We start from the raw sequence: 11,429 nt of genomic DNA on the forward strand, positions 1-11,429 counted from the left end.
ACTCGCCGCGCGGGCGCGAGAGCCCGCTTTCAAGATCACAGCTCGCCCGGAGGGCGAACATTTAAATAGATAAGGTGGATTAGTAAGAGTCGCCGACAAAGTCGCCTCCCACAAGAGCCACTTTCAAGATCACAGCTCGCCCGGAGGGCGGACATTTAGATAAGCCGGGTGACCCCGCAAGAGTCGCCGACGAGTCGCTCACGGCATCCCTGCCTCACGCGACATTAGCACTTCCCTGTGCGTCAGTCGCCTCCCACAAGCGCGTCTTCCAAAATTCAGCTCGCCCGCAGGGCGCTCACTTTACCGCCGCGCAAACCACAGGGTATGCCGCGCCCCCTTTTTGCCATGAGCACGGACCCGCATCTCATCCACATCGAAACCGACCTTTTGTAGTCGCTGCATAAACTCCGGGGCCGCACCGGCCGACCAGACCGCCAGAATACCTGCCGGACGTAATGCCGCATACGCGGCATTCAACCCGTCCATGCTATATAACCAGTTATTGTTCCGGTGGGTCAGGCCTTCCGGGCCGTTGTCCACATCCAGCACAATCGCGTCATAGGCAGGCTCCTCGCGTTTGAGAAGTTGCGCCACATCCCCGTCATGTACGCTGACGCGTGGATCCTGCAAAGGATAACCGGCACAGCCGCCCAGCACGCCGCGATTCCAGCTCACCACCGCCGGCACCAGTTCGGCGACCGTGATCCGGGCCTGTTCGCCGACATGGCGCAGCGCGGCCGCCAGGGTAAACCCCATGCCCAGGCCACCGATCAGTAAACGGGGATGTTCCGCAGTCAGACGAACACAGGTTTGTTCGGCCAGCACCTCTTCGGAGCCGTGAACCCGGCTGCTCATCAGCTCGCCGCGACCGGCCAGCTTGATCGAGAACTCGGTGCCGCGTTGATACAACTGCAACTCGCCGCCGTTACCGGGCACCGTCGCGGTGTCGAGCAACTGCCAGGGCGTCACAGGCCACGCTTCAGATCAAAGGCACCGGGCCGAAACCGGCCAGTCACTTTTTATCGTCCAGCAAGGATTTGAGATCGGCGAAGGGATTGAATGTCGCACCGGCGGGCTTGTTGCCCGACGCCGAAGCCGTACCGCTGCCCTGTTGCGCTTCCAGCTGACGCTGATGCTCGTTGTCATGACAATAGAGGCACAACAGCTCCCAGTTGCTGCCGTCGGGTGGGTTGTTATCATGATTGTGATCGCGATGATGCACGGTCAGCTCGCGCAGATTCTTACCACTGAATTCACGCCCGCAACGTCCGCACACATGCGGATACATTTTCAGTGCCTGCTCACGATAGCCCTGCTCGCGCAATTCACTGGCACGGCGTGCCTCGGCCACGACCTGATTCAGTTTGTCATTATCCGGTTTGCTCATGGTCAACTCGCTTAAGAATCCCAGGCCATGATAATAGCAGCCAGCAGCCGGGTTACCAACAAGGCAGCTGTCGTTCAATCCGAACCTCTCCGGCATTCGGGCGGATTGCAATCTCCCCGTAACATGGCCATGAAAGTCTGGCGTAATGTCGGCGTGTGTTCACGGAAAAACCGGTAATCCACATGCGTCTGTGGTGCCCCGGTATCGATGACGATGCCCCACAAGGGCCGAACACTGTTGGGCAACATGCTGTAGCGTAGATCGCCCAGTACCTGTGGCTGTTCCGGATCCCGGGCCACATAGCCCTCGGAGAAACGGCTAAACCGCCGGACATCGTTTGCCAGAACGCTGTCGGGTTCAAGCGCGGGCAATGCCGCGGCTGGCCGGAACAACGGAACCGATTGGCCGGCATAAACGCGGGTTTCGGCCAGTATACCGACCCGCACCGCATCCACGTAAATTCGTCCCTCGTGCAGATAGACCGAACGCCACAGCAACAGGTTGCCCAGCGTCGGTTTGACGATCGGCCGCCGGGGCTCATGCCCGCGTTCGCCAGCCAGCTGCTGCGCGGTCTCGAACGCCCGTTGTTGCTGAACAAAGGCCACGCCAATATACAAGAGGCACAACAGCAGGCCGACGCGCGTGACGGGCTGCTGGATCCGCCATAAGCCCAGAATCAGACTGAATAACAGGATCAATGTAAATAGTGGATCGACGATCGGCATCAGGTTGAACGCGATCCGCTGTTCGGAAAACGGCCAGAACAACATCGTGCCGTAACTGGTCAGGGCATCCAGAAAACCGCTCAGGCTGAAACCGGCCAGGCAAAACAGATACAGCCGCCTCAAAGGAAGATGCCGGCGCAATAACGGCCACAGCAACAGAGCAGCGATCGCCGCGCCGAATGGAATGAACAGCAGCGAATGGGTAAAATGACGATGATATTCAATATTGAGCAGGGGATCACCGGCCGAGCGAATCAGGATATCCGCATCGGCCAGCAGGCCGGCAAACAGGCCGGCCAGGGTCGCGATTTTTTTCTCCTGCGGACGGGCCACGGCCTGGGCCAGTACACCGCCGATCAAGCCCTGGGTTAAAATATCCATAGCCGCGACTATACCCGAAAGCGCCTCTGCCGGTAACATGGCCCCTGCGCATCAACTCTCGACCTTCTTTGGACCGATCCAGCATGGAAACAGACGTTATAATCATCGGCGCCAGCGCCGCGGGCCTGATGTGTGCCATCGAAGCCGGCAAGCGCGGACGCCGGGTGATCGTGCTGGATCATGCCAACAAACCCGGCAAGAAAATCCTGATGTCCGGCGGCGGGCGGTGTAATTTCACCAATTACCAGATCAGTGCCGACAACTTTCTCTCGCATAATCCCCATTTTTGCAAATCGGCACTGAGTCGTTATACCCAGTGGGATTTTATCGCCCTGGTCGACCGCCATCACATCCCCTGGCATGAAAAAGCCCACGGCCAGCTGTTTTGCGATCACAGCGCCCGGGATATTCTTAACATGTTGCTGGAGGAATGCCGCCAGTACCAGGTCGACATCCAGCTCAATTGCACGATCGAGCGCGTGGAAAAACCGGATGCGCGGTTCGAGCTGACGACCAGCCGGGGAGGCTTCCAGGCCGACTCGCTGGTCATCGCCAGCGGCGGTCTGTCGATCCCGAAAATGTGTGCCAGTCCGTTTGGCTACCGGATCGCACAGCAGTTCGGTCACCCGATCCAACCGACCCGTGCCGCGCTGGTGCCCTTTACCCTGCAACCGCAGGACAAGGCCCGGTTCGCCGATCTGACCGGGGTCTCGGTGGACAGCCGGGTCAGTTTTCACAATACCGCGTTTCGCGAGAATATCCTGTTCACCCATCGTGGCCTGAGTGGTCCGGCCATTTTGCAAATCTCCAGTTACTGGCAGGCGGGCGAGCCGATTACCATTAACCTGTTACCGGATCAGGACCTGCTCACCTGTCTGGCGGAACAGCAACGCCAGCATCCCCAGAGTAAACTGAAAACCGTGCTCGGCCAGTTGCTGCCCAAACGACTGGTCGCGGTCCTGTTCGAACCGGCGCTGCTCGATTCCCCGTTACAGCATCTCTCGCGCCATCAATTTCAAGAGATCAGCGAGCAGTTACAGCACTGGCAGCTTATTCCCGCTGGTACCGAAGGCTATCGGACAGCAGAAGTCACTCTGGGCGGGGTCGATTGTGATGCGCTCTCTTCCAGAACCATGGAATCCCGGCATGTCCCCGGACTCTATTTTATCGGAGAGGTTGTCGATGTGACCGGCTGGCTGGGCGGTTACAATTTTCAGTGGGCCTGGTCGTCCGGCTGGGTCGCGGGCCAGGTGGTGTAGCTGTTTGGATCAAAAGACCTTCAGCCCGCACTCTCGCGCAGGGATTCCATCGGTGGATGCGTCAATACCCGTCGTGTCCCCAGTACACCCGCGATCGTCACGATCACGATCCCGCTGACCAGTCCCAGCAGTATCACGCCCGGATCAAACTGATAGTCAAACTCGAATATACGCTCGGCCAGTAACCAGGCCAGCGAGGTGGCGGACAACCCCGCCAGCAGGCCGGACAGGGCGCCCAGCAGGACAAACTCGGCAAACAGTCCCAGCAGCAGGGTCTGTTTTTTTGCGCCCAGGGTTCGCAATACCGCATTTTCAAATCGTCGTTCATCCTGATTGGCCTGAATTGCCGCGTACAGCACCGCCAGACCGGCCAGTATCGTGAACAGGAAGATAAACTCCACCGCCAGCGAGACACGATCCATAATCTGACGCACGCGCTCCATCAGTGTCTCCACATCAATCAGGGTGACATTCGGATAGGTTCTGACCAGATCCGCCAGATGCCGGCGCTGCTCACTCTCCAGATAGACACTGGTCAGCCAGTTTGCCGGCCATTGTTCCAGTACACCGGGCGGCACCACCGTGAAGAAATTGATATTGAAACTGTCCCATTCCACGCTGCGCAGATTACGCACCGTAAAATCCGTGACCGTGCCGTTGATATTGAAACTGACCACATCGCCAACCTCCAGTCCCAGCGTCTCCGCCAGACCGGCCTCCAGCGACAACAACGGTTTGCCGTGGTCTTCTTGCGTCCACCAGCTGCCTTCGATCAGCGTGTTGTCCTGTTGCATGACCTCGGCCCAGGAAAGATTGAATTCCCGGGTAATCATGCGCCGGGCACGATCATCCTCATAATCATCAGCCCGCGCCGGCTCGCCGTTGATTTCAACCAGGCGCGCCCGCACCATGGGATACAGGCGGCTATTTTCCACGCCCAGCTGTGAGAAGAACTGACGTATGCCGTCCACCTGATCCGGTTGCACGTTGATCACAAAATGATTCGGCGCATCCGGCGGCAGACTGTTTTGCCAGTTCGCTAACAGATCCGATCGCACCGTGGAGAGCAGCAGCAATACCATCAGGCCGAGACCAAAGGCCACCACCTGGATCATGCTGGTCACCGGACGCCGGGAGAGATTGGACAGTCCAAAACGCCAGGCCATGCCAACCCGGGTGCGCAGCCGATTCAATAATCGAATCATGCCGTAAGCCACGATGGCCAGTACCGCCAGTGTCCCCAGCATCCCGGCCAGCACCAGGGAAACCAGCCGAACGTTGCCGATTTGCCAGTAAAGCAGTAGCGCCATACAGACCAGCACTGCCAGATACAACAGTCCGTTGCTGACCGGTGGCGTTACAATATCCTTGCGCAAGACACGCAAAGGGGGAACACGACGCAGCGCAAGCAATGGCGGTAACGCGAAGCCAAGTAACAGGACAATGCCGGTCGCATAACCGAGCAACAGGGGCCTGGCCGAAGGCGCCGGCAGGCTAACCAGCAACAGCTGATCCAGTAATTGGGCAATGACCTGCTGGGTAACCAGACCAAGAACACAACCGAGCGTACTGGCAAGCAGCGCCAGCCAGAGCATCTCCAGCGTGAACAGGCGGATAATTACCGTCTGCGTGGTACCCAGGCAGCGCAACATGGCGCTGGTATCCAGGTGGCGTCGTGTAAAGCGGTAAGCGACCGTGGCGATCGCTACCCCGGCGAGCAGCACACTGATCAGGGCCGCGAGCCCGAGAAACTGTCGCGCCCGTTCCAGCGCCGTACCCAGTTCGGGCCGCCCTTCCTCAACGCTTTGGATCTGTTCGCCCGGCTGAAGTGTTCCCTTGAGGGTAGACCGATAAGCTTCGACATGCTCCGGAGCACCGGCGATCAGTACCCGGTAAGTCACTCGCGATCCCTGCCCCAGCAAGCCGGTTGCCGACAGATCATCCCGGTTCATTAAAACCCGGGGCGCCATCGAGAACAGGTCGCCGGCCCGATCCGGTTCATAGCGCAGGATCTTGCGCAGGGTAAAACGCTTCTCCCCCAGGCTCACGGTTTGACCGACTTCGGTGTTCAATAAATACAGCAGGCGAGCATCGACCCAGATATCCCCCGGCGCGGGAATCGCCCTGGTTGGCGTATCCCCGGCAAAAGGGGTCTCGCTGGTGCGCAAGGTGCCACGCAGGGGATAGTTTTTTGAGACCGCCTTGACCTCGACCAGATGGGGCTGTGCCTCACCCAGCACAACGCTGCGAAACTGCGTGGTTGTGGCTACATCCAACGGGGATTCTTTTACCGCATCGACATAGCGAAGCACGGAGGCATTGCGGGATTTGATAACCAGATCGCCGCCCAGCAGTTCGGCGGACTGTTCCTGTAGCCCCCGTTCGATCCGGTCCGTAAAAAATCCGACAGCCGTGATACTGGTGACCGCTATTACCAGCCCCAGTGCCAGAATACCCAGCTCTCTGGCGCGCCAGTCACGCCATAACATGCGCCAGGAATTTATCCAGAGGAATGAGAGATTATGCAAGTGGCGTTCAGCCATGACGGGCAGCGGCCTCCGGTTCAACCAGACGTCCGGCATCCAGATACAGACGCTGCTGACACAACTGTGATAAATGGGGATCGTGCGTCGCCATGATCAATGTCGTGCCCTGTTCGGCGTTGAGCTCAAACAGTAAGTCGATGATGCGTCTGCCCGTCTCGCTGTCCAGATTACCGGTGGGCTCATCGGCAAACAGACAACGCGGTTGCGTGGCAAAGGCGCGGGCAATGGCGCAACGTTGCTGTTCGCCACCGGATAGCTGGTTGGGATAATGATGAAATCGTTGTCCCAGTCCGACCCGGCTCAGGATCTGTTCGGCCATCTGACGTGGCTGCGCAGCACGAGCCAGTTCCAGTGGCAACATCACGTTTTCCACCGCGGTCAGCCCCGGCAACAGCTGAAAATTCTGGAATACGAAGCCAACCCGCTCGGCGCGCAGTTGGGCCCGACCATCTTCATCAAAGGCATTTAATCCGTAACCATCCAGAATCACCTCTCCTTCGCTTGGCAAATCCAGTCCCGCCAGCAATCCCAGCAAGGTGGTCTTGCCTGAACCCGAGGCACCGAGAATCGCCAGTGAAGTTCCCGCCTCGACACCAAAGTTGATATCATGCAACAGGGTCAAAACGCCGTCGCGGGTATGGACTTGCTTGCCCAGGTGACGGGCTTCCACAAAGACACGGGAACTGCTTTTGTTCATGCTAAAAGCCTTTTGTCGACAAGTTATACCAGTACTGCTTGGCCTGGTGATCAGCATTAACCATACCGTGTCCGCCACGGACAAAACACAGGCAAATATTCTGGTCTTGGGTGACAGTCTCAGTGGCGCGTACGGCATCGATCGGGATCAGGGTTGGGTCAGCCTGTTACAACAGCAGCTATCACGCAAAGGCTATGATTATCGCGTGATCAATGCCAGTGTCAGCGGTGATACCACCCGTACCGCGCTCAGCCGGCTTGAACCGGCCCTGCGCACCCATCAACCGGCGATTGTTATCGTGGCACTGGGTGGCAACGATGGTTTGCGGGGTCTCGCCTTTTCTGAAATTCAATCCAGTCTGGCCAGCATTATCGAACGCAGCCAGCAGGCCAACGCCCGGGTCTTGCTGGCCGGTGTACGCCTGCCTCCCAATTACGGAGCGGCTTATAATGCCCGTTTCGCTGCGGTGTACCGGGAGCTTGCGCAGCGATATGCTGTCTCCCTGGTGCCGCAAATCCTGGATCAGGTCGCCGACAATCCGGGCCTGATGCAAAGCGATGGCATTCATCCGACCGCCGACGCCCAGTCGCGCATCATGCATAACGTCTGGGATAAACTCGCCCCCATGCTGAAGCCGGACCGGTAACAGCGTATCCCGACAGGATAGTGCCACAGGAATATAGAAACTGATCTAACCCGTTCGATGTCGTTCATTTCGCCAGGTCGGGTTATTGCACCACTAACAGGAGAATATCATGAGTCTGGCTCTGCTGGTCGTCATCCTCAGTCTGGTGCTTTTGATCTGGAGTGCGGATCGGTTTGTGGAAGGTTCGGCGGTCGCCGCCCGCCACCTGGGTATGCCGCCGTTACTGATCGGCATGGTGGTCGTCGGCTTCGGGACCTCCGCCCCCGAGATGGTGGTTTCCGTTCTGGCCGCCTGGCAGGGTAACCCGGGGCTGGCACTGGGCAACGCCTATGGTTCCAATATCACCAATATTGCGCTGATTCTGGGACTGACCGCCCTGCTCAGTCCGATCGCCGTCCACTCGCAAATCCTGCGCAAGGAGCTGCCGGTGCTGGCGCTGGTGACCCTGCTGGCGGCCTGGCAATTACGCGACGGCAGTCTGGAACGGATCGATGCCCTTGTGCTGTTACTGGTCTTTGCCGGCCTGATTGGCTGGTCGATCCGCGAAGGGATGCGCGCCCGCACAGACGCGCTGGCCGATGAGATGGAGGCCGAGTTGCAGAGCCATGCCATGCCGCTGGGCCGGGCCCTGTGGTGGCTGGGAATCGGTCTGCTGCTGTTAATTATCAGTTCCCGCGGGCTGGTCTGGGGAGCAGTGAGTATTGCCCAGGGATTCGGGGTCAGCGATCTGATCATCGGCCTGACAGTCGTGGCCGTCGGCACGTCCCTGCCGGAGCTGGCCTCCTCACTGGCCGCCATTCGCAAGGGAGAGCATGATCTGGCCCTGGGCAATGTGCTCGGCTCCAATCTGTTCAATACCCTGGCGGTCGTCGGCCTGGCTGGTATTATCCAACCCATGGCGGTACCCCCCGAGGTGCTGACCCGCGACATGCTGGTGATGGGCGCCCTGACCTTTTCCCTGTTTGTGCTGGGTTACGGTTTTCGCAAGCCGGGCCGAATCAACCGGGTCGAAGGGGCGGTGCTGGTGGCGGTATTCCTGGGTTATACCGGGTATCTCGTCATCGGAGTACTGGGAACCTGAATCGTCCTGGTGAATATCCGATCAGAGGGTCCATGCATTTGGCCTATCAAATGCTACCCGCAAAACGGGTAGTAGTCTGCAAGCCCACAGAGGTGTCGATATCAGGATAAGGTGCGTTTCACGTATTATTATCCTCGTATCGAGAAGATCGTGGGTAGGACGGCCCCCTTCTATAATACTTTCGCAAAAATGCAGCGCGCGCTGAGAATAAGCAATCTCAGTTTTCTTGGCGTCGTGGCGTCTCTGCGAGAGATAAGCTTTCGGTTTGAAAAGTTTAATTATTCCGGTGCACAACGATCCAGAACCACCCGGTTCTTACCAGAGGTTTTACCTCGATACATGGCCCGATCCGCCGCCTGGATGGTTTGCTCGATACCCCGCTCGTCACTGTACTGGGCCGCGCCAAAGGTGATCGTTACCTTTTGGTCGAGATTTTTGAACCGTATCGGTTCGGCCAGGTATTCCCGCAATTCATTCAAAACGGACTCCGCTTCTGTCAGGGTGACATCCGATAACAGGAGCAAAAATTCCTCGCCGCCCCAGCGGCTGATAACATCATGTCGCCGCAACCGTTGCTGCATTCGGGAGGCAAGTTCCTTCAACAGGATATCCCCGGCATGATGGCCGTAATGATCGTTGATCTGCTTGAAATCATCGATGTCACCCAGCGCCAGGACAAATGGCTTGTCATCTCGCCGGAATCGACTGACTTCGTCTTCGATCGCCTGGGTCATGGCATGGCGATTGAGTAACCGGGTCAATGAGTCATAGGTCGCCAGTTGCTCATAGGCCTCGGTCAGTTTTTGTAACTGTTGCGCTGAATCGTTAACCCCCTTGGAGTAGTAATGCGCCAGGTAAGCCACCACTACCACGGTGGCCACCATATTGCTGATGTGTAGCAGGTGAATTACATCAAGATTCAGATAATAAAGCGGGAATCCTCGCAAAGACTGTATATAGAGAGCAATCAGTAACATGATCGGCACTGCCGACAGCAGAATTTTTTCCAGTAGCGGCCGGCCGGGATTGATGAATAACAATGGCCCGATAGCAAACATGTAGTAATAAAAACCGCTGTTCCAGCCCAGCAGCCAGATGGCCAGGCTGGCATGCAGAATAACCTCGAGATAGACCAGCCACAGGGCCAGATTGTGCTGGCTGTTTCGGTTCAGATAGAGCGCCAGGGAAAAGGCGGCCAGGCTGAACACATTGAACAGATAAAGCTCGCGAATATTCAGCCAGAAAAACAGGACAAGAAACAGCAGGTGCAGCAGCAGGCCCACCAGATAGACATGTTCGGCCGCATAGACAAAACGGAACTGTTCGTGGCTGACCCGTGAGTTACCAAAGGTACGATGTTGCGAGGATTCCTTCCCGTGCGGCGAACTTCCCGGTTCAGTGGCCGTATGATTATCTGACAGCATGGCGGAACTTCTGTGTTTTCTCAAGATTAGAACATTTTATCGGTAGACGACAGCCGCCAATGATAGTTCACTTACAAAAAAAGTGGTTGACAATTCAACTCAGGGATTTCATGCACAGCAATCGGACAGCGGGATAAGAGTCACACAAAATTCATTTTTCTGTGGCAGGCTCTGCTCGCCGCCCGGCGAAATAACAGGTAAAGAGACCGACCATGATCAAATGGTTCTGGATCGTACTGGGCAGTACCTCGACCCTGAGCGGATTACTGGTCCTCTGGTCTCCGCTACCGCTCGGACTCCCGCTGCTGCTGATTGGGATCCCGTTACTCATGAAATATTCCCCGCGCAGCCGAACCACTTTCACCCGGATCGCCGATCGTTTTCCGGTATTGCGGCACGCATTACAGCGCCTGAATAACCCGGCGGAGAAACCGCCTGATGTTTCGTCAGCGGGCAATGACAAAACACCTCCTTCCCACGATCAGTGATGACCGGACACACCTCATCGCGAACCCTGGCAGGAACCACTTCAGGGCAAATGCCACCCCGCTGAACCGCTACGGTGCAAGACCAACATGCTCAAACCCTGTGCGGGGCTTCCTCCCGGACAGGAAACCTATGTCATACAATGAGTTAGTCGAATACTTCAGGAAACTCGATGTCTGGCATGATTGTTGTAACTATTCAGGAGAGTATCAGATGAAGCACTCGTGCCAACCGGAGAATACCGCCATGAATAGCCAGTTCAATTATGCGACATTTGTCGAGTTATTTCTGAAGTTGGATGACGAATACACCTCCACTGCACCCAGTCAATGTTCTGCTGCCGACCTGACGGAGAAAATCGCAGAACCTGGCATCGATAACCCGATTTCTCCTCCTGCCTGAAAAAAGGTGGACCTCGATGCGGATGAACTCCGCCTTGGCACAGTCCACCCCGGCTGTGCCTTTTCTTTTTCCGGTCGGAGTGAAACGGGTCTATACTTTATGAGACCCTGTCGGGTTTGCCATACGGCTGTCATAAACCGGCCCCAGACTTGTCCGCGAACACCTTACTCAGGAGAGACATTATGCAAATGCAGGAAATCCGGAATCTTGCCAAACAGCACGGGTTAAAAACATCACGCCAGAGCAAGATAGATCTGGTGCGACATATCCAGTCGGCCGAAGGCAATTTCGAGTGCTATGCCACCGCCATCGATGGCAACTGCGATCAGCAGGGTTGCCTGTGGCGGGAAGACTGTTTTGCCGCGGCAAAAAAAGCAGCGCACTAAAACGCCCTC

Annotated in this window: 11 protein-coding genes; 5 read left to right on the forward strand and 6 right to left on the reverse strand. The window is 57.1% G+C overall.

The annotated features are described in order from the left end of the window. Window positions 1-300 precede the first annotated feature (300 nt). From RI563_RS03455 to RI563_RS03465, 3 genes are all read right to left on the reverse strand, one after another. Window positions 301-969 carry a hypothetical protein gene (locus RI563_RS03455; protein ID WP_310692950.1) on the reverse strand — a complete coding sequence of 223 codons (669 nt, stop codon included), beginning with the start codon at window positions 967-969 and terminating at the stop codon, window positions 301-303. A 43-nt stretch (window positions 970-1,012) separates the two neighbouring features. Continuing rightward, window positions 1,013-1,387 carry a YajD family HNH nuclease gene (locus RI563_RS03460; RefSeq protein ID WP_310692951.1) on the reverse strand — a complete coding sequence of 125 codons (375 nt, stop codon included), beginning with the start codon at window positions 1,385-1,387 and terminating at the stop codon, window positions 1,013-1,015. A 74-nt stretch (window positions 1,388-1,461) separates the two neighbouring features. Further along, window positions 1,462-2,493: a metal-dependent hydrolase gene (locus tag RI563_RS03465; protein ID WP_310692952.1), complete on the reverse strand. Its 1,032-nt coding sequence runs from the start codon at window positions 2,491-2,493 to the stop codon at window positions 1,462-1,464. Between the two features lie 83 nt (window positions 2,494-2,576). On the opposite strand from RI563_RS03465, the gene RI563_RS03470 reads away from it, so the two are divergent. Beyond that, a complete protein-coding gene (locus RI563_RS03470) occupies window positions 2,577-3,752 on the forward strand; it encodes an NAD(P)/FAD-dependent oxidoreductase (protein ID WP_310692953.1) in 1,176 nt (391 codons plus the stop codon). Between the two features lie 20 nt (window positions 3,753-3,772). Here the strand turns inward: RI563_RS03470 and RI563_RS03475 are convergent, their stop codons facing one another. Next, entirely contained in the window at window positions 3,773-6,295 is a 2,523-nt protein-coding gene (locus tag RI563_RS03475) for an ABC transporter permease (RefSeq protein WP_310692954.1), read from the reverse strand. Then, entirely contained in the window at window positions 6,288-6,995 is a 708-nt protein-coding gene (locus tag RI563_RS03480; protein WP_310692955.1) for an ABC transporter ATP-binding protein, read from the reverse strand. The genes RI563_RS03475 and RI563_RS03480 overlap by 8 nt, the downstream gene beginning before the upstream one ends. Between RI563_RS03480 and RI563_RS03485 the strand changes: the two genes are divergently transcribed. Beyond that, the gene (locus RI563_RS03485; RefSeq protein ID WP_310692956.1) at window positions 6,994-7,641 is read left to right on the forward strand and encodes an arylesterase; all 648 of its coding nucleotides are present in this window, start codon (window positions 6,994-6,996) and stop codon (window positions 7,639-7,641) included. The two genes, RI563_RS03480 and RI563_RS03485, sit on opposite strands and share 2 nt — an antisense overlap. Before the next feature lie 109 nt (window positions 7,642-7,750). Next, window positions 7,751-8,722: a calcium/sodium antiporter gene (locus RI563_RS03490; RefSeq protein ID WP_310692957.1), complete on the forward strand. Its 972-nt coding sequence runs from the start codon at window positions 7,751-7,753 to the stop codon at window positions 8,720-8,722. Window positions 8,723-9,000: 278 nt separating this feature from the next. Here RI563_RS03490 and RI563_RS03495 read toward each other — a convergent pair whose 3' ends face one another. Next, complete coding sequence (locus tag RI563_RS03495) at window positions 9,001-10,146, reverse strand: GGDEF domain-containing protein (RefSeq protein WP_310692958.1); 1,146 nt, start codon at window positions 10,144-10,146, stop codon at window positions 9,001-9,003. Window positions 10,147-10,878: 732 nt separating this feature from the next. On the opposite strand from RI563_RS03495, the gene RI563_RS03500 reads away from it, so the two are divergent. After that, window positions 10,879-11,034 carry a hypothetical protein gene (locus RI563_RS03500; protein WP_310692959.1) on the forward strand — a complete coding sequence of 52 codons (156 nt, stop codon included), beginning with the start codon at window positions 10,879-10,881 and terminating at the stop codon, window positions 11,032-11,034. A 182-nt stretch (window positions 11,035-11,216) separates the two neighbouring features. Then, a complete protein-coding gene (locus RI563_RS03505; protein WP_310692960.1) occupies window positions 11,217-11,420 on the forward strand; it encodes an SAP domain-containing protein in 204 nt (67 codons plus the stop codon). Window positions 11,421-11,429: the final 9 nt, after the last annotated feature.

The organism is Thiohalophilus sp., from assembly GCF_031581315.1.
GTDB lineage: Bacteria > Pseudomonadota > Gammaproteobacteria > UBA6429 > Thiohalophilaceae > Thiohalophilus.

Coding starts and splice junctions, on each gene's coding strand:
- RI563_RS03505 (WP_310692960.1), top strand. CDS start 11,217: ATGCAAATGCAGGAAATCCGGAATCTTGCCAAACAGCACGGGTTAAAA.
- RI563_RS03490 (WP_310692957.1), top strand. CDS start 7,751: ATGAGTCTGGCTCTGCTGGTCGTCATCCTCAGTCTGGTGCTTTTGATC.
- RI563_RS03500 (WP_310692959.1), top strand. CDS start 10,879: ATGAATAGCCAGTTCAATTATGCGACATTTGTCGAGTTATTTCTGAAG.
- RI563_RS03470 (WP_310692953.1), top strand. CDS start 2,577: ATGGAAACAGACGTTATAATCATCGGCGCCAGCGCCGCGGGCCTGATG.
- RI563_RS03485 (WP_310692956.1), top strand. CDS start 6,994: ATGCTAAAAGCCTTTTGTCGACAAGTTATACCAGTACTGCTTGGCCTG.
- RI563_RS03465 (WP_310692952.1), bottom strand. CDS start 2,493: ATGGATATTTTAACCCAGGGCTTGATCGGCGGTGTACTGGCCCAGGCC.
- RI563_RS03495 (WP_310692958.1), bottom strand. CDS start 10,146: ATGCTGTCAGATAATCATACGGCCACTGAACCGGGAAGTTCGCCGCAC.
- RI563_RS03475 (WP_310692954.1), bottom strand. CDS start 6,295: ATGGCTGAACGCCACTTGCATAATCTCTCATTCCTCTGGATAAATTCC.
- RI563_RS03480 (WP_310692955.1), bottom strand. CDS start 6,995: ATGAACAAAAGCAGTTCCCGTGTCTTTGTGGAAGCCCGTCACCTGGGC.
- RI563_RS03460 (WP_310692951.1), bottom strand. CDS start 1,387: ATGAGCAAACCGGATAATGACAAACTGAATCAGGTCGTGGCCGAGGCA.